The organism is Pimelobacter simplex (assembly GCF_900114845.1).
Classification (GTDB): Bacteria; Actinomycetota; Actinomycetes; order Propionibacteriales; family Nocardioidaceae; genus Nocardioides; species Nocardioides simplex.
In genome coordinates this window covers 75,468-100,028 of record NZ_FOUK01000006.1, presented here as the reverse complement: position 1 = coordinate 100,028, position 24,561 = coordinate 75,468, and the positions used below count along the sequence as shown (strand labels likewise).

Genomic DNA, 24,561 nt, shown 5'->3' with positions numbered 1-24,561 from the left:
GACCGCCACCCCCTAGGCTTCTCGGGTGCGCCTGCGGATCGACCTCGCCTACGACGGCGCCGACTTCCGCGGCTGGGCGGCGCAGCCGGGGCTGCGGACGGTGCAGGCCGAGCTGACCCACGCGCTGACCACGGTGCTCCGGCTGCCGGAGGGCTCGCTGCGGGTGACGTGCGCGGGGCGCACCGACTCAGGTGTCCACGCGCGCGGGCAGGTGGTCCACGTCGACGTGCCGGAGGACCCCGCGGTGGGCTCCGAGACGGCGGCGCGGCAGCTCGGGCAGCTCGACGTCCTGGCCCGGCGGGTCAACGGGGTGCTGGCCAAGGACGCGCGGGTGCGGCGGATCGGCGTGGCGCCCGAGGGGTTCGACGCGCGGTTCGCGGCGCTGTGGCGGCGCTACGCGTACCGGATCGTCGACGACCCGGCCCGGGTCGACCCGCTCGTGCGCAACCACGTGCTGTTCTGGCCGCGGGCGCTCGACGTGGCGGCGATGGACGCAGCGGCGGGCTCGCTGGTGGGGCTCCACGACTTCGCGGCGTTCTGCAAGCACCGTGAGGGTGCGACGACGATCCGCACGCTGCTGGAGTTCGGCTGGCGTCGTACCGACGACGGCCTGCTGGTCGGCCACGTCAAGGCCGACGCGTTCTGCCACTCGATGGTGCGGGCGCTGGTCGGCTGCATGATCGCGGTCGGCGAGGGGCGCAAGGACCCGGCGTGGGCGGTGGAGATCCTGACCGGGCGGCAGCGCGACCAGAACGTGGTCGTCGTCCCGGCGCACGGGCTGACGCTCGAGGAGGTCGCCTACCCCGACGACGCCGAGCTCGCCGACCGGGTCGCGCAGGCCTCGGCGCGCCGTACCCTGCCGGAGCCCGAAGGAGCCGAGGGATGAGCGACGAGCACTACTTCTCCGCCGACCCGTCGGTGGCCTTCCAGCGCGCGCCGGTCCGGGCCGAGGTGTGGGGGCACGAGCTCGACCTGGTGAGCGGCTCCGGGGTGTTCGCCCAAGGCCGTGTCGACATCGGGACGGCGGTCCTGTTCCGCGAGACCGAGCCGCCGGCCGGGGGCCGGGTCCTCGACCTCGGCTGCGGGTACGGCGTGATCGGGCTGGCAGTCGCCGTCGCGGTCCCGGGGGCGGTGGTCACGGCGGTCGACGTCAACCAGCGTGCGGTGCTGCTCGCCAACGAGAACGCCGAGGCGCTCGGCGTCACCGACCGCTATGCGGCGTCCACGCCCGAGGAGGTCGACCCAGCGGCGACGTACGACGAGATCTGGTCGAACCCGCCGATCCGGATCGGCAAGGCCGCGCTGCACGAGCTGCTGCTGACCTGGCTGCCCCGGCTCGCCCCCGGCGGACGGGCGGTCCTGGTGGTGGGCAAGAACCTCGGTGCGGACTCGCTGCAGCGCTGGCTGGGAGAGCAGGGCTTCCCGGCCGAGCGGATCGCGAGCGCGAAGGGGTTCCGGGTCCTCGAGGCGCGGCGCGGCTGAGCCGCGGCCGGCCCCACCGCGGGCGCCCTACAGTGGGCGCATGCCGACCGAGTTCACCGTCCGCGGCTCGCACACCGCGTTCCAGCGCCCCGAGCGGGGCACCGCCCAGGTCACCCTGGGCTTCGAGGGTCCGAAGATGCAGCCCGTCTACGACCGCGTGGTCCGTGACCTCGACACGGTGAAGAAGTCCGTCGAGCGCCTGCACAACCCCGAGGCCGGTCCGGTCACCTGGTGGTCGACCAAGCACATCCGGACCTGGGCCAACCGGCCCTGGAACCAGGACGGCAAGCAGCTTCCGCTGGTCCACCACGCGAGCGTCGGCGTCGACGTGAAGTTCCGCGACTTCGCCGCCCTCTCGGCCTGGGTGAGCGAGCACGTCGCCGGCACCGAGGGCTTCCGCCTCGACGGCGTCGTCTGGGCGCTCACCGAGAGCAACCGGCACGACCTCGAGCGCGCCGTCCGCACGCGCGCCGTCCAGGACGCCGCCCGTCGCGCCCAGGAGTACGCCGAGGCGCTCGGCCTCGGCCCGGTCCGCCCCGTCGCGGTGGCCGACGCCGGCATGCTCGGCGAGGGGATCACCCCGATGGGTGGGGGCGGGAGCGCGCAGTTCTCGCGGATGGCCGCGGCCAAGGACAGCGCCGGCGGCCACGAGCTCGAGCTCTCGCCCGAGGACATCGAGGTGTCCTCCGAGGTCGACGCCCGGTTCGTCGCGGAGTGAGCCGGCTCTCCGACGTCGCCCGGCTGCTCGACCGGCAGGGCGAGCTGACGCACGCGCGCGCCGCCGTCCTGCAGCAGGCGGCGGCGCCGGACCGCCCGGAGCGCTACAAGTGCACGCACCCCGAGCTGTCCGGCGCCGGCTGGTCGCACCCGTGGCCCGACGAGGAGATGTACCCCCACGCCTGCTGCCGCGAGCACGAGCACTGCCCGGCCGAGTGGGCTCGCTGAGGAGTCCTCAGCAGGTGCCGTGGTACCCGCGGCTCTCGGCCCGCGCCCGCGACTCCGCGCGCAGGTAGCGCTGCTTCTTCGCGAACCGCAGCTTGCGGTCGACCTGGCCGAAGCCGGTGGCGATCTGCGAGCCGCCGACGTCGTAGCCGCCCTTGACGCGCACGAGGTAGCGGTAGAGGTGGCCCTGCTTGTCGCGCTTGCGGGACTTCCGCCCGTCGACCACGCGCACCACCATGCCCGGCTCGACCCACGAGCGGAGGTCGCGCTTGGCGGCGCGTGACCGGCACGCGTCGCGCGGGACCTTCACACCCATCAGGTGGACGACGTACGGGCGCTGCTTGCCCTTGCGGACACGCACCAGCTCGCCGCTGAGCACCTTGACCACGCGGGTCTTGGCCGGCGCCGCCGGCGGCTGGTGCCCGCCCCCGCCCCCGCCGCCGGTGCTCGTCGAGCACGGGCAGGGAAGCGTCTCGCACGCGACGCCGTCGCCCTCGGCGTCGAGGCGGTGCGGGTCGGAGGCGGGGCCGCCGTTGGCGATGTAGAACGCCTGCGCGGCGGCCTGGTTGGGGAAGTCCGAGCAGTCCCGGTCGGCGCGGGCGTGCGCCGGTGCGCTCGCGTGGGCGGGTGCGGTGGCGGTGGTGACGAGGGCCAATGAGCCGGCGGCCAGGATCAGGGCGAGCCAGGCGGAGAGTCGGGGGATCATCGCCGCAGGTTAACCGGATTTGCCGGATCGCGCGGCCGAACAGGCAGACTGCTCCCGGTCGCTCGCAACGGAAACGGCCGGTGCGGCGTCGGAAGGGCGTGGAGGCAGTGATCACGGACGACGGCGAGGACGCGGAGACGGCGAGCCCGCCCGCGTTCGACGCCTGGGTGGCCGCACGCGGACCGGCGCTGCTGCGCCTGGCGTACGTCCTGACCGGCAATGCCGCGGACGCCGAGGACGCCGTCCAGGACGCGCTCTCGCGGGCCCTGCCGCGCTGGGACCGCATCGTGCAGGCCGACGACCTGGACGCCTACGTCCGCCGGATGGTGGTCAACGCGCACACGTCCTGGTGGCGCCGGTTCCGGCGGCGTGAGTCCCCGAGCGCGTTCGTCGCGACAGGTGAGACCGTGCCCGGTCCGGGCGAGGGCGACGGACCGGAGCACGACGAGCGCCGCGCCGTCTGGTCCGCGTGCCAGGCGCTCCCCGAGGCGCAGCGCACCGCGGTGGTGCTGCGCTACTACGAGCAGCTCGACTACGCCGAGATCGCTGCGCTGACCGGGGTGCGCGAGGGAACGGTCCGCTCCCGGGTCTCCCGGGGACTCGCCGCGCTGCGGACCCACTTCGTGGACCACGACGGGCGAGGTGAGCGAGGTGAGCAGGATGCGTGATGCCGAGGAGCGGGTGAGCACGATCCTGGCGGCGGTCGCACGCCAGGCGCCGACCCCGGCCGCCGGCGCGCTGGCCGACGGTGCGCGCCGCCGGGGGCGGGTCCGGCGGCAGCGGCGGGTGCTCGTCGCGGTCGTCCTGCTGGTCGTCGCCGGGTCGGCCGTGCTGTGGGGCAGCCGACCCGGCGCCGGACCCGTCGCTCACGACCCCCGGCCGACCGGCGGCTGGCAGACGATCGCGCAGGGCGACGCGCGGGCCGAGGTGCCGGCCGACTGGCGCGAGGTCCGGTGCGAGGGCGGAACGAGCCGGTGGGCGCCGCCCGGCGACGAGCCGTGCGCGGGGCCGAGCCTGGCGACCTTCCTCGGGACGGATGCCGTCACCCTGACGGTGGGACCCGGCGTCCTGGTCCGCTCCGACGTCGGCACCGCCTGGACGGGCTACGTGCCGGCCGGTGACCGGGCGCTTCACGTCACCGGTGCCGACCGTGACCTGGTCCGCCGGGTGCTCGCCACCGCCCGCCGGGACGGCGACCCCGTCGTCGACGGCAGCGCGTGGGAGGACACCGCTGGCCGGGGCCTGCGCTGGGAGCAGCCGCGGGGCGCCGCCGTCACCGTCTGCCCCGGAGGGACGGCGGTCGACGGTCTCGCGGTGACGGTCCGGGCGCCGACGCCCGCGGTGACGGCGCTGGTGCGGGCGACGGTCCGGGCCGACCCGTCCGCCACCGGGGGTGCGCCGTGCGGGGGCGACGAGCAGGTCGTCACCTACGACGGCGTCCGGCTCACCGTCCCGGGCGCCTGGTCGCGCAAGGACTGCGGCGCCTACGTCCAGGTCACGCCCGGCCCGGAGTGCGTGGGGCCGAGCGCCGACAGCGAGGGGGTCTGGTTCCTCGACGACGCCACCTTCCAGCCGGCCACGGCCGAGGGCGAGGTGTCCCGCGCGGAGGCCGGCGGCCGGTCCCGGTGGTCCGGTTTCGTCCGGCAGGGGCGGCACGCCGTCCTCGTCGTGCGCGACGACCGCGATGCCGTTGCCGCGCTGCTCGACCAGGTCCGGTGACGACCGCCGCCCGAAACTCGTTCGCGAACCAACCGCCGACCCCGGACAATCGACCCTCGTGGGTCATGTAGAGGTCTCCGGCGTCCGGTACGAGCTGCCCGACGGGCGGGTGCTCCTGGACGACGTGTCGTTCCGGGTGGGCGAGGGGGCCAAGGTCGCGCTCGTCGGAGCCAACGGCGCGGGCAAGACCACCCTGTTCCGGATCATCACCGGCGACCTCCAGCCGCACGCCGGCGCGGTGACGCGCTCCGGTGGGCTGGGCGTGATGCGGCAGATGGTCGACCGTGGGCTGGGGGAGGAGCCGACCGTCGCGGACCTGCTGCTCGGTCTCGCGCCCGAGCGCGTGCAGAGGGCGGCCGCCGAGGTGGATCGCTTCGAGCTGGCGCTGATGGACACCGACGACGAGGCGACCCAGCTGGCCTACGCGCACGCGCTGGCCGAGTACGCCGACGCCGGCGGGTACGACGTCGAGGTGGTCTGGGACGTGTGCACCGTCAAGGCGCTGGCGGTGCCCTACGACCGGGCGAAGTACCGCGAGCTGCGCACGCTGAGCGGTGGCGAGCAGAAGCGGCTGGTGCTGGAGTACCTGCTGGCGGGGCCCGAGGAGGTGCTGCTGCTCGACGAGCCGGACAACTTCCTCGACGTGCCCGGCAAGATCTGGCTGGAGCAGCGGATCGCGGCCTCGGACAAGACGATCCTGTTCATCAGCCACGACCGCGAGCTGCTGGCCAATGCGGCCACGCACGTGGTCACCGTCGAGCTCGGGGCCGGGGGCACGGGCAACAGCGCGTGGACCCACCCGGGTGGCTTCGCGTCGTACCACGAGGCGCGCAAGGACCGGTTCGCCCGGTTCGCCGAGCTGCGCCGGCGCTGGGACGAGGAGCACGCCAAGATCAAGGCGCTCGTGCTGCGGCTCAAGATCAAGGCCGAGTACAACGACGGCATGTCGTCGCAGTACCGCGCCGCGCAGACCCGGCTGCGCAAGTTCGAGGAGGCCGGGCCGCCGACCGAGCAGCCGCGCGAGCAGCAGGTGACGATGCGGCTGTCCGGCGCCCGGACCGGCAAGCGGGCGGTGGTCTGCGAGGACCTCGAGCTGACCGGCTTGATGAAGCCCTTCGACCTCGAGGTCTGGTACGGCGACCGGGTCGCCGTGCTGGGCTCCAACGGGTCGGGCAAGTCGCACTTCCTGCGCCTGCTGGCGGCGGGCGGCTCCGATCCGGACGTCGAGCACCGGCCGGTCGGCGACGTGCCGATCGCGCCGGTCGCGCACACCGGGCGGGCCCGGCTGGGCGCACGGGTGCGGCCGGGCTGGTTCGTCCAGACGCACGAGCACCCCGAGCTGACCGGGCGCACGCTGCTCGAGATCCTGCACCGCGGCGACGGGACGCCGCAGGGCCGGCAGGGGATGGGCCGCGAGCAGGCGAGCCGGGTGCTCGACCGCTACGAGCTCGCCGACAGCGCCGAGCAGCCGTTCGAGTCGCTCTCGGGCGGCCAGCAGGCGCGCTTCCAGATCCTGCTGCTCGAGCTGTCCGGCGCCACCCTGCTGCTGCTCGACGAGCCGACCGACAACCTCGACGTGCAGTCCGCCGAGGCGCTGGAGGAGGGGCTCGAGGCCTTCGACGGGACGGTCGTCGCGGTCACCCACGACCGCTGGTTCGCGCGCGGCTTCGACAGGTTCTGCGTGTTCGGCTCCGACGGGACGGTCTACGAGTCCGACGGCCCGGTCTGGGACGAGGGACGGGTGGAGCGGACCCGGTGAGCGCGGCCCTCGAGATCGTCGAGGTCCGGCCCGGCGACGACGCCGGCCTGCGGGCCTGGGCCGACGTGGTCGCCGCGTCCCTGCGTCACGAGATCGGCCGGCACGCGACACCGTGGCTGGCCGAGGAGCTCGCGGTCGTGGCGCAGGAGCCGGACGGCCTGCGCCGCGACGGCTTCCACCTCGGGCTGGTCGACGGCGAGCCGGTCGCCGCGGGCTGGCTCGCGCTGCGGCTCCTCGACAACCTCGACGGCGCCCAGGTCGACGTGCACGTGCTGCCCGCGCACCGCCGGCTGGGGTACGGCGGCCAGGTGCTCGACCGGCTCGAGGAGATCGCCGCGCACGACGGCCGGAGCCGCCTCGACGCCCGCGCCCAGTGGCCCTACGGCGGCCCTGCTGACGGCGCCCGCACGCCGGGCATCGCGTTCGCCGCGCGGCGCGGGTACCGCTTCGGGATCGGCGAGGTGCAGCGCGAGCTCGACCTGCCGGTCGCCGAGGAGCGGCTCGCCGCGCTCGCCGCGGCCGCGGCGCCGCACCACGCGGCGTACCGGATCGAGGCGTGGTGCGGTCCGGTGCCCGACGCGCTCGTCGCAGGCTGGCTCGCGGTGTCGAGCACGCTGACCACGGAGGCGCCGACCGGTGAGGTGGAGCGCGAGGCCGAGTCCGCCGACGTCGCCGCCTTCCGCCAGCGCGAGGCGATCCACGCCCGCCAGCGGCGCACGTCCTGGCACGCCGTGGCGCTCACCGGCGACGGCGAGGTGGTGGCCTACAGCGAGCTCGTCCTGCCGTCGTACGACACGGACTGGGTGCACCAGTGGGGCACGCTCGTGCGCCGCGACCACCGCGGGCACCGGCTCGGCGCCGCGCTCAAGGTGGCCAACCTGCTGGGCCTGCAGCGCGACGCCGACGTCGCGGGCCGCCGGGTGGTCACCTGGAACGCCGAGGAGAACGGGCCGATGATCGGCATCAACGAGCAGCTGGGCTTCGTCCCGCGGGCCCGTTCGGCAGAGCTGCAACGCCGCGCCGGATAACCCCTTGGCCCGGACGGGTCCCGGGTGCGACGGTGGACCCATGGCTGCCAGCAACGCGAACGATGACCTGAAGGCCAAGATGCGCGAGGCCCTGGACCGCAAGAACAACAAGGAGAAGGGCGTCCACGAGGAGGGCCCGGTCAAGGAGAAGGCCCACGGCTCCGAGGTGGCCGGCGGCGGACCGCGGATGCACCGGCGGAAGGCCGGCGGAGGCGGCTCCTAAGAGGCTCCTGCGGGCGTGCCCCCCGACACGCCCCGCAGGTCGGCCGCGCTCCACCGGCCCGTCTGGTGGGGTCCGGCCCCGACCCCGAGCCCGGATCAGCCGTCCGAGCCGAGCTCGAGGTCGGTGGTGGCCTGCTTGCCGTCGCGCTGGTAGGTCACCTTGACCGTGTCGCCGGGGCGGTACGAGCGGACGGTCGCGATCAGGCCCTCGGTCGTGTCGATCTGGTGGTCGTCGATCCCGGTGATGATGTCGCCGTTCTCGAGCCCGGCCTTGCCGGCCGCGGAGCCGCTCTCGATGCTCTGGATCCGGGCGCCGGTCAGCGTGGTGTCGCTCGACCCGGCCTGACCGGCGGCGTCCTGGACCTGGATGCCCAGCCGGGCGTGGGTCGGCGTCTCGCCGGCCCGGAGCTGGTCGATGATCGGCAGCACCTCGTCGATCGGGATCGCGAAGCCGAGCCCGATCGAGCCGGACTCCGCACCGCCCTGGGCCGAGCCCGTCGAGCGGATCGAGGCGTTGATGCCGACGAGCTGGCCGTCCATGTTGACGAGCGGACCGCCGCTGTTGCCGGGGTTGATCGCCGCATCGGTCTGGATGGCGGGGTACGCCGTCGCATTGCCGTTCTGGTCCCGGGCCACCTCGACGGGGCGGTCGAGCGCGCTCACGATGCCGCTGGTGACGGTGGCGGCGAGGCCGAACGGCGACCCCACCGCGACCACCTGCTCGCCGACGTCGAGGTTGCTGGACTTGCCGATGGTGATCGGCTTGAGGCCGTCGACGCCCTCGACCTTCACCAGCGCGGTGTCGGTGAGCGGGTCGGTGCCGACCACGGTGGCGCGGGCCTTCTTGCCGTCGTTGAACGAGACGGTGACCTCGGCCTGGTCGGCCTTGATCTGGCCACCCAGCGTGACGACGTGGTCGTTGGTGAGGATCAGGCCGCTGGCGTCGAGGATCACGCCCGAGCCGCTGCCGCCGGAGCCGCCGCCGCTCACGTTGAGCTCGACGACCGACGGCAGCACGGCCGACGCGACGGACTCGACGCTGCCGGACGCCGCCGGCGGGTTGCCGTTGTCGACGACGGGGAGCGGTGAGCTGCTGCTCGTCGGGCTCCCGTCGCCGTTGGCGTTGTCGTAGAGCGCGGCGCCGGCGACCCCGGCCCCGCCTACCACCAGCAGTGCGCCGCTCAGCACGGCGACCGCGAAGCCGGTCCGCCGGGGACGCCGGCCCGGGGAAGCCGGCACTCCTTCGAAGGGGGAGGGCGGCGGGAACGGCGGGGGAGGCGGGACCTGGGTCATGTCCTCCATGGTGCGCAGGCTCCCTGTGATCCCGCTGAGACCGAGGTGAGGACTTCCTCTGAGCCTGCACAGGGCGTCGGCGTCTCGCGCACCAGACCCAAATGCACAAAGTTGACCAACTCGCTATAGATTACGGCGCGTGCCCACCCGCTCCTCCGTCTCCGCGCCCCGCCGCTGGGCCGGCCTCGCCCTCAGCCTGGTCGTGCTGCTGGTCGTCTGGTCGGTGGTCGCGGCGGCCGACCTGGTCCAGCCGCACTACCTGACGCCCAGCCCGCTGGAGGTGTGGCACGCGTTCGTGCGGGCCAACAGCCACCACGCGGTCGGGGGCGGGATCGACCGGGTCGTGCGGGGCGAGGAGAACTACTTCCTCTGGGAGCACCTGCTCGTCAGCCTGCGCCGGATCGGCCTCGGGCTCGCGCTCGGTGTGGTCGTCGGCGTCCCGCTCGGCCTGCTCATGGGCAGCGTGCGCTGGATCGGCGACCTCGTCGGCCCGTACGTCGACTTCCTGCGCTCGCTGCCGCCGCTGGCCTACATCGGCTTTCTGGTGGCGTGGTTCGGCATCTACGACACGTTGAAGGTGTGGCTGCTGTTCCTCGCCGCGTTCCCGCCGATCACGCTCGCCACCGTCAACGGCGTGCGAGGCGTGCGCCTCGACCAGCTCAACGCCGTACGGAGCCTGGGGGCCTCGCGCCTGCAGACCACGCGGCACGTGATCCTCCCGGCGACCCTGCCCGACATCCTGTCGGGCCTGCGGGTCGCCGTCGGCTTCGCCTGGACGACGGTCGTCGCGGCGGAGCTCGTCAACGGACTGCCGGGCATCGGGGGCCTGGCCTATCTCTCGGGAACGCAGAACAAGATCGCGCTGTCGGTCGCCTGCATCCTCGTCATCGGCCTCACCGCGATCGCCCTTGACGCCGTCATCCGCTCCATCGAGAAGCTCGTCGTGCCCTGGCGAGGAAAGGCCTGAAATGAACCGCACCCGTTGGACCGCCGCCGCCGGTCTCGTCGCCGCGCTCGTCCTGCCCCTGTCGGCCTGCAGCCTGGGGGAGGACAAGGAGGCGTCCGCGAGCGACTGCCCCTGGAAGGCCGACAGCTCCGTCACCGGCAAGGTGCGGATCGGCTACCAGAAGATCCCCAACGGCGACGTCGTCGTGAAGGACCAGCGGATCCTGGAGTCCTGCCTGCCCGAGGCCACCATCGAGTGGAGCAACTTCGCCTCCGGCGGCGACGTCATCCAGGCGTTCGGCGGGGGCAGCCTCGACCTCGGCCTGGCCGGCTCGTCGCCGTCCACGAAGGCGCTCTCGGCGCCGCTGAACCTGCCGGTGAAGGTGGTCTGGATCCACGACGTCATCGGTGAGGCCGAGTCGCTCGTCGTCCGGGACCCGAAGATCACCGACATCAAGGGGCTCGTCGGCAAGACGATCGCGACGCCGTACGGGTCGACGGCGCACTACTCGCTGCTCCAGGCGATCGCCGACGCCGGCGAGGACCCGTCCGACTACAAGCTCGTCAACAGCGAGCCCGAGCAGATCGCGCCGGCCTGGGCCAAGGGCGACATCGACGCCGCCTGGATCTGGGACCCGACCCTGTCCCAGCTGAAGAAGGACGGCGGCACCGTCATCCTGTCCAGCGCGGACACCGCGGCGGCCGGGAAGCCGACGTACGACCTCGGGCTGGCGAGCACGTCGTTCATCGAGGAGAACCCGAAGGTGCTCGAGGTGTGGGCGAAGGCGCAGGACTACGCCATCGAGCAGATCCTCACCGACCCCGACAAGGCCGCGGAGAGCGTGGCGGTCGAGGTCGGCGTGACGCCCGACGAGGCGAAGGCGCAGTTCGCCGGGCTGACCTACCTCCGCGCGGTCGACCAGGCCAAGGCGGAGTGGCTCGGTGAGAAGCTCGGCCAGGACCTCCACGCCACGGCGCAGTTCCTGCTCACCCAGGACGGCATCGACGCCGTCGCCGCGCCCGACGTGTACGCCGCCGGCGTCGACCCGTCCGGTGCGGCGGCCGCGGGCCGATGAGCGGGCGCCGATGAGCAAGGGCATCGCCGTCGCCGGTCTGGAGCACGCCTTCCCGGCCCGCGGCGGCGCCGTCGCGGCGCTGGGCCGGATCGACCTCGACATCGCGCCCGGCGAGCTCGTCACCCTCGCCGGGCCGTCGGGGTGCGGGAAGACCACGCTGCTGCGGATGATCGCCGGCTTCGCGTCGCCGTCGACGGGGTCGATCTCGGTGGGCGGGGTGCCGGTCACCGGGCCCGGGGTGGAGCGGGGCGTCGTCTTCCAGCAGCCGAACCTCTACCCCTGGCTCGACGTCCGCCGCAACGTGGCGCTCGGGCCGCGGCTGCGCGGCGTCGGCCGGGCCGAGCGGCTCGCGATCGCGGACCGGTACCTCGACCTGGTAGGGCTCAGCGACGCCGCGGACCGCCGTCCCTACGAGCTGTCGGGCGGCATGCAGCAGCGTGCCCAGATCGCCCGGGTGCTCGCCGGCGACCCCGAGGTGATCCTCATGGACGAGCCCTACGGCGCCCTCGACGCGCTCACCCGCGAACGCCTGCAGGGCGAGCTGCTGTCGCTGTGGCGCGCCACCGGCAAGACCATCCTGTTCATCACGCACAGCGTCGACGAGGCGGTCTTCCTCGGCTCCCGGGTGCTCGTGATGAGCCCCCGCCCGGGCCGGATCGTGCTCGACGAGCTCGTCCCGTTCTCCGCCGACCCGGACCTCGCCCCGGACGAGATCCGCGCTCTCCCCAAGTTCGGCGCGACCGCCGCCCGCGTCCGGGCGGCGATCGCGCACTGACGAAGTGGGTGGGTTGCGGGCGCGAAGTGGGGAGGTTGCGGGTCCGAGATACGAGTGATGCTCGCATCTCGGACCCGCAACCGGCGTACTTCGTGGGTCAGACCTGGCGCTCCTGGGAGTCCCAGTAGGGCTTGCGGAGCTCGCGCTTGAGGATCTTGCCGGTGGGGTTGCGGGGGAGGGCGGGGATGATGTCGACGCTCTTGGGGGCCTTGAAGTGGGCGAGGCGCTCGCGGGTCCACTCGATGAGCTCGACCTCGCTGGCGTCGGAGCCCTCCTTGAGCGCGACGACGCCCTTGACCGACTCGCCCCAGCGCTCGTCCGGGACGCCGATCACGGCGACCTCGAGGACGGCCGGGTGCTCGGAGAGCACGCGCTCGACCTCGGGGGAGTAGACGTTCTCGCCGCCGGTGATGATCATGTCCTTGAGCCGGTCGGAGACGAAGACGAAGCCGTCGTCGTCGACGTGGCCCATGTCGCCGGTGCGGAACCAGCCGTCGTCGGTGATCACCTCGGCGGTGGCCTCGGGCTTGTTGAGGAAGCCCTTCATCAGCTGCGGCGTCTTGAGCCAGATCTCGCCGTGCTCGCCCGTGCCGACGTCGCTGAGGGTGGCCGGGTCGACGATGCGGACCTCGCAGCCGGGGACGGGCTTGCCGGCCGAGACGAGGCGCTCGGGGTGACCGTCGGCCTCGGCGGTGCGGTGGTCCTCGGGCATCAGGTGGGTGGCGACGCCGGCCACCTCGGTGAGGCCGTAGACCTGGATGAAGTCGGTGTCGGGCCACGCCTTCATCGCCGCGCGCAGCAGCGGCGGCGGCATCGGGGCCGCGCCGTAGGTGTAGGTCTTGAGCAGCCCGAACAGCTGGACGGCGTCCGGCCCGGCCTGCAGCACCTGCGCGAGGACGGCGGGCACCAGGAAGGTCCGGTTGGCGCCGGCCAGGATCGCGCCGGCGAGCGAGGCGGCGTCGGGCTCGCGGGTCATCACGCTGGGGATGCCGTCGTGGATCCCGAACAGCACGTACGACGACCCGCCCACGTGGAAGAGCGGCATGGCCACCATGGACTTGTCGCCGGGCTCGAATCCCCAGCCGTCATGGGCGTTGATCGTGTGCTGGACCATGTTGCGGTGGGTGAGCATCACCCCCTTGGGCCGCCCGGTCGTGCCGGAGGAGTACATCACCAGGCAGACGTCGTCCTCGAGCACGTCGGGGCCGTCGGCGCAGGCGGTGGACGCGGCGAGGAACTGCTCGTACTCGTCGTCCTCGCCCCCGTCGGGGGTGACCTCGATGATCTTCTCGACGTTCGGCAGCCGGTCGCGGATCGCGGTGATGGTCGGCATCAGCTCGCGACCGACGAAGAGCACCTTGGCGCCGGAGTCGTTGACGGCGTAGTCGATCTCGTCGCCGGCCGAGCGCCAGTTGATGATCGCGTTGGCGGCGCCGATCGAGCCGGCGGCGAGACTGATCTCGACGCAGGCCGGGTGGTTCTTGTCGAGGAAGGACACGACGTCGCCGCGCGCGACGCCGAGGTCGCGCAGGCCACCGGCCGCGCGGTGGACGCGGTCGTGCCACTCCTTCCAGGTCCAGGTCCGGCCGAGGTAGGTCATCGCCTCGGCGTCGGGGGTCGCCTCGGCCCAGTAGTTGAGCCGGTCGTCGACGTACGTCGGCTCCGGCGGCGTGGCAGGGGGCCAGGCGCGGGTGGCAGGGGCGGGGTTCTCGGGCTCCGTCATCGCACTCACCTCGCCGATTGTGGCCCACATCACAAAGCCGCACAACGGAGTGCCTGCGAACCGGTCACGTCCCGTTCACCTCGATCGACGAGGATCGAGAGGTGAACCCCCTGCTCCGCGGCGACGAGGCACCCGCGCCGCGCACGCTGGTCGAGGTCCTGCGGCGCACGGCCGCCGACCACCCGGACGCGATGGCGCTCGACAGTGGCAACGACACGGTCACGTACGCCGAGTTCGCCGAGGCCGCCGAGGCGGTGGCCGTCGACCTCGCCGACCTCGGGATCGGGCCCGGCGACAAGGTCGGCGTCCGGCTGCCGTCGGGCACGACCGACCTCTACGTGGCCATCATGGGGATCCTGTTCGCCGGCGCGGCCTACGTCCCGGTCGACGCCGACGACCCGGAGGAGCGGGCGCGGCTGGTGTTCGGGGAGGCCCGGGTGGCCGCGATCATCGGCACCGGCCTGGTCATCGAGCCGCGCCGCGAGGCGGCGGCCCGCAGCCGGCGCGACCCCGGCGTCGACGACGACGCCTGGGTCATCTTCACCTCCGGCTCGACCGGCACGCCGAAGGGCGTGGCGGTGACCCACCGCAGTGCGGCGGCGTTCGTCGACGCCGAGGCCGGGATGTTCCTCCAGGACGCGCCGATCGGCCCGCACGACCGGGTGATGGCGGGCCTGAGCGTCGCCTTCGACGCGAGCTGTGAGGAGATGTGGCTCGCCTGGCGCTACGGCGCCTGCCTGGTTCCTGCCCCGCGCGCACTCGTGCGCAGCGGGGTCGACGTCGGCCCCTGGCTCACCGCCAACGACATCTCCGTGGTCTCCACCGTGCCCACCCTGGTCAGCCTCTGGCCGGACGACGCGCTGGAGAAGGTCCGGCTGCTCATCCTCGGTGGCGAGGCGCTGCCGCCCGAGCTGGCCGCCCGCCTGGTGCGCGAGGGCCGGGAGGTCTGGAACACCTACGGCCCCACCGAGGCGACCGTCGTCGCCTGCGGAGCGCTCGTCGATGCCGACGGCCCGGTCCGGATCGGCCTGCCCCTGGCCGGCTGGGACCTGGTGGTGGTCGACCCCGCGAGCGGCGAGCCGGTCGCCGAGGGCGAACGCGGTGAGCTGATCATCGGCGGCGTCGGGCTGGCCCGCTACCTCGACCCGGCCAAGGACGCCGAGAAGTACGCCCCCATGCCGACGCTCGGGTGGGAGCGCGCCTACCGCAGCGGCGACATCGTCGTGAACGACCCGGCCGGCCTGCTCTTCGCCGGCCGCGCCGACGACCAGGTCAAGGTCGGCGGGCGCCGGATCGAGCTCGGCGAGATCGACTCCGCGCTGCTGGCCCTGCCCGGCGTCTCGGCCGCCGCGGCGGCCGTGCGCCGCACCAGCACCGGCAACCAGCTGCTCGTCGGCTACCTCGCCACCACCCCCTCGTACGACGGCGCGGCGGCGACCGCGCACCTGCGGGCCACGATGCCGGCGGCGCTCGTCCCCCGGCTCGCGGTCGTCGACGACATCCCGACCCGCACGTCCGGCAAGGTCGACCGCGACGCGCTGCCCTGGCCGCTGCCGACCGCCGACCCCGCCGACGCCGGCCTGCACGGCACGTCCGCGCGCATCGCCGAGGTCTGGCAGAAGGTCATCGGGGCCGCACCTGACGGCCCGGGCGCCGACTTCTTCGACCTCGGCGGCGGCAGCCTCACCGCCGCCCAGGTGGTCACGCTGCTGCGTGCCGAGCACGCCGAGCTCACCGTCGCGGACCTCTACGAGAACCCCACGGTCGACGCTCTCGCGCGCTTCCTCGACTCCCTCGAGCCGTCGGCGCTGGCCGAGCAGAGCCGCAAGGTGAAGCCGATCCCGCCCAAGACCCAGCTCGCGCAGGTGCTCGCCGTCCCGGTGCTGCGGGCGCTCGCCGCGCCCCGCTGGGTCGCCGGGACGCTCACCGCGGCCCGGCTGGCGCACGACCTGCTCGACGTGTCCTGGCTGCCGGCCGCGCCGTGGTGGGTGCTCGTGCTGCTGCTCGCCGTCTTCGTCAGCCCGCCGGGGCGGATGCTGGTCGCGGCCAAGCTCGCCCAGGCGGTGCTCGCCGGCGTCGAGCCGGGCGCCTACCCGCGCGGCGGCAAGGTGCACCTGCGGATCTGGGCGGCCGACCGGCTCGCCGACGAGCTGGGCGCCACCAGGCTGGCCGGGGCGCCGTACATCACCTGGTACGCGCGGCTGCTCGGCGCCAAGGTGGCCCGCGGCGCCGACCTCCACTCGCTGCCGCCGATCACCGGTCACCTGACCGTCGGCAAGGGCGCCTCGATCGAGCCCGAGGTCGACCTCACCGGCTACTGGATCGACGGCGACACGCTCCACGTCGGCGGGATCCGGGTCGGCCGGCGGGCGCGCGTCGGCACCCGCTCGATGCTCTGCCCCGGCGCCGTCGTCGGGGACGACGCCGAGGTGGCGCCCGGCTCCGCGGTGTTCGGGCAGGTGCCCGCCGGCGAGTTCTGGTCGGGCGCGCCCGCGACCCGGGCCAGCTCGGCCGCGCGCGGTCCGTGGGCCGAGCGCCCGCCGGCCTCGCGCGGCTCGCTTCGCCTGTGGGCCGTGTCGTACGCCGCCACGGCGGCGGGGCTCGCGCTGCTGCCGCTCCTCGCGATCCTGGCGGTCGTCGTCCCGGTGCTGCTGCTGGCCGACCTCGGGGCGACCTCGTCGGCCGGCGACGCCGTCCGGGCGCTGCTGCCGTGGCTGGTGCCCGGCGTGGTCGCCGGCTGCGTCGTGCTGGCGCTGCTGGTGCTGCTCGTCGTCCGGCTGCTGGCGCGCGGGATCAAGCCCGGTGCGCACCCCCTGCAGAGCGGCTCGGCGCTGTGCGTGTGGGGCACGATCCGGGTCCTCGACGAGGCCCGGACCTGGCTCTTCCCGCTCTACAGCTCGCAGCTCACGCCGGTCTGGCTGCGGCTGCTCGGCGCCCGGATCGGCAAGGACGTCGAGGCCTCGACGGTGCTGATGATCCCGTCGCTGACGACGGTGAGCGACCAGGCCTTCCTGGCCGACGACACGCTGATCGGCGGCTACGAGCTCGGTGGTGGCTGGCTGCGCGCGGAGCGGGTCAAGGTCGGCAAGCGCGCCTTCGTCGGCAACTCCGCGATGGCCGCGCCGGGCCGCAAGGTGCCCAAGCGCTCGCTGGTCGCGGTCCTCTCCGCCGCGCCGGCGCGCGGCACGGTCAAGGCAGGGGAGTCCTGGCTGGGCAGCCCGCCGGCCCCGCTGCGCCGGGCCGCGCAGGGCTCGGCCGACGAGCGGACCTATGCGCCACCGACCCGGCTCAAGGTCGCCCGCGCCTGCTGGGAGCTCGCCCGGTTCGTCCCGGTCGCGCTCGCCGTCGCCCTCCACGGGCTGGTCGTGCTCGGCAGCCTCGCCGTGTGGGCCGATCACGGCGCGACGGCCGGCGTGCTCGTCGTACCGCTGCTGCTGTGGGGGACGGGCCTGGTGGCCGCCGTCGTCGCGATCGCCGCGAAGTGGCTGCTGGTCGGCCGGGTCCGCGCCGGCGCGCACCCCCTGTGGAGCTCGTTCGTCTGGCGCAACGAGCTCGCCGACACCTTCGTCGAGGTCGTCGCGACGCCGTGGTTCGCCGGCCTCGCGACCGGCTCGCCGCTCATCAACATCTGGTTCCGCGCGATGGGCGCCACGGTCGGGCGCGGCGTGTGGTGCGAGTCCTACTGGCTGCCCGAGCCCGACCTCGTCGAGCTCGGCGACGGCGCGACCGTCAACCAGGGCAGCGTCGTGCAGACCCACCTCTTCCACGACCGGCTGCTCGCCACCGACGCCGTCCGGCTCCGCAGGGGCGCCACCCTCGGACCCAACTCGGTCGTGCTGCCCGCGGCGTCGCTGGGCAAGCACGCTACGGTCGGTCCGGTGTCGTTGGTGATGAGGGGGGAGACGGTGCCGGACAAGACGAGGTGGATCGGGAACCCGATCGGGCCGTGGGTCGAGGACTGACGCGACGTGCCCGGCCTTCCCACCGCTGACCCCTACCTTCCGGGACACGGCGATCCGTCGTACTCGGTGCGGCACTACGACCTCGACCTGACCTACGTGCCCGACGGCAACCGGCTGCGGGGCACGGCCGTCCTGTCGGTCGTCGTCCTCGACGACACCTCGCGGCTCGTGCTCGACCTCGCCGGCCTCGCCGCCTCGAAGCTGCGCGTCGAGGGCGCCCGGCTGAAGAAGTGGTCGGCCCGCTCGGGCCGGCTGATCCTGCAGCTCGACCGCACGGTCTCCGCCGGCGGCGAGCTCACCCTGACCATCGCGTACGGCGGCTCGCCCCAGCCCGTCATCGACCCGCACCACGGCGACGCCGGCTGGGAGGAGCTCGAGGACGGCGTCATCGTCGCCGCCCAGCCCCACGGCGCCCCCACGTGGTTCCCCTGCAACGACCGGCCCGACGACAAAGCGACCTACCGGATCGAGCTGTCGGCACCCTCCGGCTACACCGTCGTCGCCAACGGGACGCTCGCGCAGAAGCGCCGCCGGGCCAGCGTCGACACGTGGACCTACGTGATGGACCGGCCGATGTCGTCGTACCTGGCGACGGTGCAGATCGGCCGCTACGTCACGACCGAGCACGCCCCCGGCCTGACCACGATCGCGCCGCCCGACGCCGACCTGGCCGGCTCGTTCGACGAGCAGCCCGCGATGATGGCGTTCTTCGAGCGCGTCTTCGGCGACTACCCCTTCGACGCCTACGCCGCCGTGGTCACCGACGACGACCTCGAGATCCCCCTCGAGAGCCAGAGCCTGTCGACGTTCGGCCGCAACTTCTGCTCGACCGACTGGTCGCAGGTGCGCCTCATCGCCCACGAGATGGCGCACCAGTGGTTCGGCAACGCCGTCACCCTGCGCCGCTGGCAGGACATCTGGCTGCACGAGGGCTTCGCCTGCTACGCCGAGTGGCTGTGGTCCGAGGAGTCCGGCGGCCCCCGCACCTGCGACGAGTGGGCCCGCCACCACCACGAGCGCCTCGCCTCGCTGCCCCAGGACCTGGTGCTCGCAGACCCGGGGCCGGAGCTCATGTTCGACGACCGGGTCTACAAGCGCGGCGCGCTGACGCTGCACGCGCTGCGGGCCGCCGTCGGCGACGAGGCGTTCTTCGGGCTGCTGAAGGCGTGGGCGACCGAGCGGCGCGGGGCGTCGGTGACGACGTCGGAGTTCCTCGACTTCGCGGGGGAGCGGACCGGGGCGGACGTCGCGGGGCTGCTGGGGCCGTGGTTGTACGAGACGGCGCTGCCGGGTTTTCCACAGGGCTGAGGCCGCTGGTTGCCAGGGCGTCGCGGGTTGCGTTGACTGGGGCGATGGAGGCGATCCGTCGAGGTGACGAGCTGCAGCGCTTTCCGATGACGTGGGAGGAGTACCTCGAAGCGGACGTGGTCCCGAGTGAGTACTACGGAGGCGCACTCGTCGTGGCCGCACAACCTTCTCAACGTCATCAGAAGATCCAGTTCCGCCTGCAGGCCATCCTGCTCCAGCACCTCGCGCCCGGCACGGACGTCACCGGGGGCTGGGGCTGGATCCCGACCGGGGTGCGCGAGGAGCTCGGGCCCGACCTCATGGTCCACGACGAGACCGAGGAGCAGCGGGCGCTGTCCGGCGTCCCGCACCTGGTCGCCGAGATCGTGTCGTCCAACCGGGCCAACGACTACGTCGCCAAGGTCCAGCGCTACGCCGCCTGGCGGGCGCCGTCGTACTGGATCGTCGATCCGCGCGACCACGTCGTGGTCACGATGCGGCTCGTCGACGAGTTCTACGTCGAGACCGCCCGCCACACCGGCGGCCAGGTCGTGCTCACCTACGGCGATGTCGAGGTCCCCGTCGACCTCGACGCCCTGCTCGCCTGAGCACACTGGAAAACCAACGACCCCGACCACTGCAGGCAGCGGTCGGGGTCGCGGTGCGATCGGGGCGAGGGCTCAGGCCCAGCGCTCCTCGGCGGGGACGAAGTCGAGCGTCCGGGCGCCGGTGTAGATCTGCTTGGGACGAGCGATCTTCTGCTCCTTGTCCTGGGTCAGCTCGAGCCACTGCGCGAGCCAGCCGGGGGTGCGGCCGATCGCGAAGAGGACGGTGAACATCTCGGGCGGGAACTCGAGGGCCTCGTAGATGAGGCCGGAGTAGAAGTCCACGTTGGGGTAGAGCTTGCGCTTGATGAAGTACTCGTCCTCGAGCGCGATCTTCTCGAGCTCCTTGGCGACGGCGAGGAGCGGGTTGACCCCGGTGACCTCGAAGACGTCGTCGCAGGCCTTCTTGATGATCTTGGCGCGCGGGTCGAAGTTCTTGTAGACCCGGTGGCCGAAGCCCATCAGGCGCTCTTCGCCGTTCTTGACGCCCTCGATGAACGCGGGGATGTTCTCGACGGTGCCGATCCGGCGCAGCATCTTGAGGACGGCCTCGTTGGCGCCACCGTGGAGCGGGCCGAAGAGGGCGCCGATGCCGGCGGCGACGGCGGAGTACGGGTCGACCTGCGAGGAGCCGACGGAGCGGACCGCGTTGGTCGAGCAGTTCTGCTCGTGGTCGGCGTGGAGGATGAAGAGGGTGTCGAGCGCCTTGACGATGCGCGGGTCGCCGGCGTACTTCGTCTCGCTCATCTTGAAGAGCATCGAGAGGAAGTTCTCGGCGTAGGACAGCTCGTTGTCCGGGTAGACGTAGGGCTTGCCCTGCGCGTGGCGGAACGACCAGGCGCCGAGGGTCGGCATCTTGGCGATCATCCGGACGATCTGGATGTGCCGGTTGTCGGGGTCGGAGATGCGGCTCGACTCCGGGTAGAACGTGGACAGGGCCCCCACCGACGCCATCAGCATCCCCATCGGGTGCGCGTCGTAGCGGAAGCCCTGCATGAAGCCCTTGACGTTCTCGTGGACGAACGTGTGGAACGTGATCTCGTGGACCCAGTTCTCGTACTGCTCCTTGGTGGGCAGCTCGCCGTGGATCAGGAGGTAGGCGACCTCGAGGAAGTTCGACTTCTCCGCCAGCTGCTCGATCGGGTAGCCGCGGTACTCGAGGATGCCCTTGTCGCCATCGATGAAGGTGATGGCGCTACGACACGAGGCGGTGTTGACGAATCCCGGGTCGTAGGTGGCCAGTCCCGGCTCGTCGTCGTTGAGCTTGATCTGCCCGAGGTCCGCGGCCTTGATGGTGCCGTCGACGATCGGGATCTCGTACTCCGCGCCGGTGCGGTTGTCGCGTACGGTGAGAGAGTCAGTCACCCTGCCAACTTAGTCGGCCAGGTCACAGAGCCGGTAGCCGGTGTCCCGAAGCGTGACCCGGGCCCCTCGGCCGGCCGCGGCTGAGCAGCCATCCGGCGAGCAGCGCGAGCGGGAACATGAGGACGCCGTACACGGCGGCGGGGACCGCCAGGGTGTCGTTGTCGAGGACGCTCAGCGCGACCGCGATCGCCAGCGTGCTGTTGTGGATGCCGACCTCGAAGGCCGACGACAGCGCCTGGCGCTCCGGTACGCCGAGCAGCCGGGGCAGCGTGTAGCCGATCGCCAGGCTCGCCGCGCAGAACAGCGTGGTCGCGATGCCGATGTCGGCCAGGTAGTCGCCCAGGTTCTCGCGCTCGCCCACGAGCGCGCCGACGATGACGAGCGCCAGGACGACGGCCGAGGCGATCCGCACCGGCCGGTCGGCCCGCTCGGCGAACGTGGGGGAGGAGCGGCGCACGAGCATCCCGATCGCCACGGGCACCAGCACGATCGCGAACACCTGGGCGGTCTTGGCCGGCTGCAGGCCGATGTCGTCGGCGCCGGCGGGGTCGAACCACCCGACGGCGAAGTTGACCACCAGCGGGAGGCTGACCACGGCGATCACCGAGTTGACCGCGGTCAGCGTGATGTTGAGAGCGACGTCGCCGCGGAAGAGGTGGCTGAAGAGGTTCGCCGTGGTGCCGCCGGGCGAGGCGGCGAGCAGCATCATGCCGACCGCGAGGATCGCCTCGAGCTCGAGCGCGAGGACCAGCCCGAAGCAGAGCAGGGGCAGCAGCACCAGCTGGGCGAGCAGCGCGACGACGACCGGTCGCGGCGCGCTGCCGACCCGGCGGAAGTCGTCGACGGTCAGGGCCAGGCCGAGACCGAACATGATGATCGCCAGTGCGGCGGGCAGGCCGACCGCGACCAGTCCGGAGTCCATGCGGCCCGAGTGTGGCACAGGTCACAGGGTCGTCGGCGGCGTGGGCCGGGCGGCGCACCGTTTTGACCTGCGTTCTCAGGCTCCCGTAGCCTTGGCGGTCGCGTCTTCTGCCGCTTCGCGCCCGTTCGTGAGGCAGACCCGGATCGCCCTCGGATCGTCGTGACGACGAGCGTGCGTGGGCCGGGCTGAGTTCGTCAGGAGACGTCGCCCGAGCAGCCCGCTGCGAGGGCACCACCCGGGCGACGACCGTCGCCCGTGGAAACGAACTAGCAAGGAGGGTACGCATCATGCGCACCTACGCTCCGAAGCCCGACGACGTCGAGCGCGCCTGGCTCGTGATCGACGCGACGGACGTCGTCCTCGGTCGCCTGGCTGTCACCGCCGCGAACCTGCTGCGCGGCAAGCACAAGCCGATCTTCGCGCCCAACGCCGACACGGGTGACTTCGTCATCATCGTGAACGCCGACAAGGTCGCCCTGTCCGGCAACAAGCGCGCCGACAAGATGGTCTACCGCCACTCCGGCTTCCCGGGTGGTCTGACCGCGACCCCGATCGGCGAGATCCTCGACAAGGACGCCCGCAAGGCCGTCGAGAAGGCCGTGTGGGGCATGCTGCCGAAGAACCGCCTCGGCCGGCAGATGATCAAGAAGCTGAAGGTCTACAGCGGCCCGGCTCACCCCCACCAGGCCCAGAAGGCCGTTCCCTACGAGATCACCCAGATCTCCCAGTGACTTCTCGACAGAGCTGACCAGGACTGAGGACTTATCAAGTGACTGAGAACACCACCGAGGTCGAGGAGACCTTCGAGACCGACGAGCAGGGTGTCGCCTACACCAGCGAGACCTCTCCGTCGGCCGCCGTCGACGCCCGCCCCGCCACGATCGCGCCCGGCGCGGCCACCGGCCGCCGCAAGGAGGCCGTGGCCCGCGTGCGCATCGTCCCCGGCACCGGCACCTGGACCATCAACGGCCGGACCATCGAGGACTACTTCCCCAACAAGCTGCACCAGCAGGTCGTCAACGAGCCCTTCGCGGCGCTCGGCCTGGAGGGCCGCTTCGACGTCATCGCCCGCATCCACGGCGGCGGCATCACCGGTCAGGCCGGCGCCCTGCGCCTCGGCGTGGCTCGCTCGCTCAACGCGATCGACCTCGACGCCAACCGCCCGACCCTCAAGAAGGCCGGTCTGCTGACCCGCGACGCCCGGGCGACCGAGCGCAAGAAGGCCGGTCTCAAGAAGGCCCGCAAGGCCCCGCAGTACTCGAAGCGCTGATCCGCCGCCCAGGCAGACAGCACACGACAGGGCCACGCACCGCTGCCGCGGTCCGTGGCCCTGTCGGCCGTTTTACTCCCAGCACACCGCACTGAAGGGGGAGCGCGTGGCGCGCATCTTTGGAACCGACGGGGTCCGTGGCCTGGCCAACGACAAGCTCACCGCCGAGCTGGCGCTGGACCTGTCCGTCTCCGCGGCCCACGTCCTGGCCGAGCGAGGCACCTTCGCCGGGCACCGGCCGCTGGCCGTGGTCGGGCGGGACACCCGGATCTCCGGGCAGTTCCTCGAGGCCGCCGTCGTGGCCGGGCTGGCCTCGGCCGGCGTCGACGTGCTGCTCCTCGGCGAGCTGCCGACGCCCGGCGTGGCGCACCTGACCGCGGCGCTCGGCGCCGACCTCGGCGTGATGCTGTCGGCGTCGCACAACGCGATGCCCGACAACGGGATCAAGTTCCTGGCCCGCGGCGGCGTCAAGCTCGACGACGCGATCGAGGACGCCATCGAGGCGCGCCTCGAGGAGCCGTGGGACCGCCCCACCGGCGCGGACGTCGGCCGGGTCACCCCGCACCCCACCGCCGTCGACGAGTACGCCGCCCACCTGGTCGCGACCGTGGGCGACCTCGCGCCCGCGGCGGGCACCGGGGGGCGCCCGCTCAAGGTCGTCCTCGACTGCGCCCACGGGGCGGCGTCCGTGGTCGGGCCGAAGGCGCTGCGCGACGCGGGCGTCGAGGTGGTCGCGATCTGTGCGGAGCCCGACGGCCTCAACATCAACGACGGCTGCGGATCGACCCACCTCGAGGTGCTGCAGGCGGCGGTGCGCGAGCACGGGGCCGACGTCGGCTTCGCGCTCGACGGCGACGCCGACCGCTGCCTCGCCGTCGACGCGGCCGGCCAGGTCGTCGACGGCGACCAGATCCTCGCCGTCCTGGCGCTCTCGCTGCGCGAGCAGGGCCGGCTCACCGACGACACCGTCGTCGCGACCGTGATGTCGAACCTCGGCTTCGTCCAGGCGCTCACCGCGGCCGGCGTGACCGTGCGGCAGACCGCCGTGGGCGACCGCTACGTGCTCGAGGACATGAAGGCCGGCGGCTACGTGCTCGGCGGCGAGCAGTCCGGGCACGTGATCATGAGCGAGTACGCCACCACCGGCGACGGCCTGCTCACCGCGCTGCAGGTGCTGCACCGGATGGTCGCGACGGGCAGGTCGATCGCCGACCTCGCCGGCGTGATGACGCGCCTGCCCCAGGTGCTCGTCAACGTCGCCGGCGTCGACCGTGCCCGCACCGACGACGCGGCCCTGCTCGCGGCCGTCGCGGCGGCCGAGGAGGAGCTCGGCGACACCGGGCGGATCCTGCTGCGGCCCTCCGGCACCGAGCCGCTGGTGCGCGTGATGGTCGAGGCGCCGACCGCCGAGCAGGCCCACGACGTGGCGCACGGCCTCGCCGACGTCGTCCGGGAGCGCCTCGCGATCTGAGCCCGGAGC

23 protein-coding genes are annotated in these 24,561 nt (G+C 73.0%); 18 read left to right on the top strand and 5 right to left on the bottom strand.

What is annotated here, in order from left to right; translation table 11 throughout:
• Window positions 1–25 precede the first annotated feature (25 nt).
• The 4 genes from truA to BM223_RS22580 are packed head-to-tail and all read left to right on the top strand — an operon-like array spanning window position 26 to window position 2,427.
• Window positions 26–886, top strand: coding sequence for a tRNA pseudouridine(38-40) synthase TruA (truA, locus tag BM223_RS22595; RefSeq protein ID WP_038677316.1), 861 nt, complete (start codon window positions 26–28; stop codon window positions 884–886).
• Window positions 883–1,482, top strand: a complete 600-nt coding sequence (locus BM223_RS22590) for a class I SAM-dependent methyltransferase (protein WP_038677317.1) — start codon at window positions 883–885, stop codon at window positions 1,480–1,482. Before truA ends, BM223_RS22590 begins: the two co-directional genes overlap by 4 nt.
• Window positions 1,483–1,522: 40 nt before the next feature.
• A complete protein-coding gene (locus tag BM223_RS22585) occupies window positions 1,523–2,200 on the top strand; it encodes an SIMPL domain-containing protein (protein ID WP_038677318.1) in 678 nt (225 codons plus the stop codon).
• Window positions 2,197–2,427 (top strand): hypothetical protein, encoded by a 231-nt coding sequence (locus tag BM223_RS22580; protein ID WP_038677319.1) that lies wholly within the window; start codon window positions 2,197–2,199, stop codon window positions 2,425–2,427. Before BM223_RS22585 ends, BM223_RS22580 begins: the two co-directional genes overlap by 4 nt.
• Before the next feature lie 7 nt (window positions 2,428–2,434).
• On the opposite strand, the gene BM223_RS22575 is transcribed toward BM223_RS22580, so the two are convergent.
• Window positions 2,435–3,130: an excalibur calcium-binding domain-containing protein gene (locus tag BM223_RS22575; RefSeq protein WP_052138307.1), complete on the bottom strand. Its 696-nt coding sequence runs from the start codon at window positions 3,128–3,130 to the stop codon at window positions 2,435–2,437.
• A gap of 98 nt (window positions 3,131–3,228) precedes the next feature.
• Here BM223_RS22575 and BM223_RS22570 point away from each other — a divergent pair, with 98 nt between their 5' ends.
• Genes BM223_RS22570 through BM223_RS22550 form a run of 5 tightly spaced genes read left to right on the top strand, consistent with a single transcriptional unit; the run spans window position 3,229 to window position 7,859 of the window.
• A complete protein-coding gene (locus BM223_RS22570) occupies window positions 3,229–3,798 on the top strand; it encodes a SigE family RNA polymerase sigma factor (RefSeq protein WP_235319174.1) in 570 nt (189 codons plus the stop codon).
• Window positions 3,791–4,849 (top strand): hypothetical protein, encoded by a 1,059-nt coding sequence (locus tag BM223_RS22565; RefSeq protein ID WP_038677321.1) that lies wholly within the window; start codon window positions 3,791–3,793, stop codon window positions 4,847–4,849. The genes BM223_RS22570 and BM223_RS22565 overlap by 8 nt, the downstream gene beginning before the upstream one ends.
• A gap of 58 nt (window positions 4,850–4,907) precedes the next feature.
• Complete coding sequence (locus tag BM223_RS22560; protein ID WP_038677322.1) at window positions 4,908–6,608, top strand: ABC-F family ATP-binding cassette domain-containing protein; 1,701 nt, start codon at window positions 4,908–4,910, stop codon at window positions 6,606–6,608.
• A complete protein-coding gene (locus tag BM223_RS22555) occupies window positions 6,605–7,636 on the top strand; it encodes a GNAT family N-acetyltransferase (protein WP_038677324.1) in 1,032 nt (343 codons plus the stop codon). The genes BM223_RS22560 and BM223_RS22555 overlap by 4 nt, the downstream gene beginning before the upstream one ends.
• A gap of 40 nt (window positions 7,637–7,676) precedes the next feature.
• Window positions 7,677–7,859, top strand: coding sequence for a DUF5302 domain-containing protein (locus BM223_RS22550; RefSeq protein ID WP_038677325.1), 183 nt, complete (start codon window positions 7,677–7,679; stop codon window positions 7,857–7,859).
• Window positions 7,860–7,954: 95 nt separating this feature from the next.
• Here the strand turns inward: BM223_RS22550 and BM223_RS22545 are convergent, their stop codons facing one another.
• Window positions 7,955–9,151 (bottom strand): S1C family serine protease, encoded by a 1,197-nt coding sequence (locus BM223_RS22545; RefSeq protein ID WP_038683671.1) that lies wholly within the window; start codon window positions 9,149–9,151, stop codon window positions 7,955–7,957.
• Window positions 9,152–9,290: 139 nt separating this feature from the next.
• Between BM223_RS22545 and BM223_RS22540 the strand changes: the two genes are divergently transcribed.
• Genes BM223_RS22540 through BM223_RS22530 form a run of 3 tightly spaced genes read left to right on the top strand, consistent with a single transcriptional unit; the run spans window position 9,291 to window position 11,947 of the window.
• On the top strand, window positions 9,291–10,118 hold the full coding sequence (locus BM223_RS22540) for an ABC transporter permease (RefSeq protein WP_200887077.1): 828 nt from the start codon (window positions 9,291–9,293) through the stop codon (window positions 10,116–10,118).
• Window position 10,119: 1 nt separating this feature from the next.
• Entirely contained in the window at window positions 10,120–11,172 is a 1,053-nt protein-coding gene (locus BM223_RS22535; protein ID WP_038677326.1) for a taurine ABC transporter substrate-binding protein, read from the top strand.
• 10 nt (window positions 11,173–11,182) lie between these two features.
• A complete protein-coding gene (locus BM223_RS22530) occupies window positions 11,183–11,947 on the top strand; it encodes an ABC transporter ATP-binding protein (protein ID WP_052139240.1) in 765 nt (254 codons plus the stop codon).
• A 97-nt stretch (window positions 11,948–12,044) separates the two neighbouring features.
• On the opposite strand, the gene BM223_RS22525 is transcribed toward BM223_RS22530, so the two are convergent.
• Window positions 12,045–13,670, bottom strand: coding sequence for a long-chain-fatty-acid--CoA ligase (locus BM223_RS22525; RefSeq protein ID WP_052138309.1), 1,626 nt, complete (start codon window positions 13,668–13,670; stop codon window positions 12,045–12,047).
• Between the two features lie 101 nt (window positions 13,671–13,771).
• On the opposite strand from BM223_RS22525, the gene BM223_RS22520 reads away from it, so the two are divergent.
• The 3 genes from BM223_RS22520 to BM223_RS22510 are packed head-to-tail and all read left to right on the top strand — an operon-like array spanning window position 13,772 to window position 19,527.
• Complete coding sequence (locus BM223_RS22520) at window positions 13,772–17,632, top strand: Pls/PosA family non-ribosomal peptide synthetase (RefSeq protein WP_235319176.1); 3,861 nt, start codon at window positions 13,772–13,774, stop codon at window positions 17,630–17,632.
• 6 nt (window positions 17,633–17,638) lie between these two features.
• Complete coding sequence (locus tag BM223_RS22515; RefSeq protein ID WP_038677327.1) at window positions 17,639–18,940, top strand: M1 family metallopeptidase; 1,302 nt, start codon at window positions 17,639–17,641, stop codon at window positions 18,938–18,940.
• A 44-nt stretch (window positions 18,941–18,984) separates the two neighbouring features.
• Window positions 18,985–19,527, top strand: a complete 543-nt coding sequence (locus tag BM223_RS22510; RefSeq protein WP_038677328.1) for a Uma2 family endonuclease — start codon at window positions 18,985–18,987, stop codon at window positions 19,525–19,527.
• A gap of 72 nt (window positions 19,528–19,599) precedes the next feature.
• On the opposite strand, the gene BM223_RS22505 is transcribed toward BM223_RS22510, so the two are convergent.
• Entirely contained in the window at window positions 19,600–20,889 is a 1,290-nt protein-coding gene (locus BM223_RS22505; RefSeq protein WP_038677329.1) for a citrate synthase, read from the bottom strand.
• Between the two features lie 22 nt (window positions 20,890–20,911).
• Window positions 20,912–21,811 (bottom strand): bile acid:sodium symporter family protein, encoded by a 900-nt coding sequence (locus tag BM223_RS22500; RefSeq protein ID WP_052138310.1) that lies wholly within the window; start codon window positions 21,809–21,811, stop codon window positions 20,912–20,914.
• A 287-nt stretch (window positions 21,812–22,098) separates the two neighbouring features.
• Between BM223_RS22500 and rplM the strand changes: the two genes are divergently transcribed.
• The 3 genes from rplM to glmM all read left to right on the top strand — a co-directional run bounded on the left by rplM (window position 22,099) and on the right by glmM (window position 24,552).
• On the top strand, window positions 22,099–22,542 hold the full coding sequence (rplM, locus tag BM223_RS22495; protein ID WP_038677330.1) for a 50S ribosomal protein L13: 444 nt from the start codon (window positions 22,099–22,101) through the stop codon (window positions 22,540–22,542).
• Between the two features lie 23 nt (window positions 22,543–22,565).
• Window positions 22,566–23,081, top strand: coding sequence for a 30S ribosomal protein S9 (gene rpsI, locus BM223_RS22490; RefSeq protein WP_038677332.1), 516 nt, complete (start codon window positions 22,566–22,568; stop codon window positions 23,079–23,081).
• A 106-nt stretch (window positions 23,082–23,187) separates the two neighbouring features.
• On the top strand, window positions 23,188–24,552 hold the full coding sequence (gene glmM, locus BM223_RS22485) for a phosphoglucosamine mutase (protein ID WP_038677333.1): 1,365 nt from the start codon (window positions 23,188–23,190) through the stop codon (window positions 24,550–24,552).
• Window positions 24,553–24,561 lie beyond the last annotated feature (9 nt).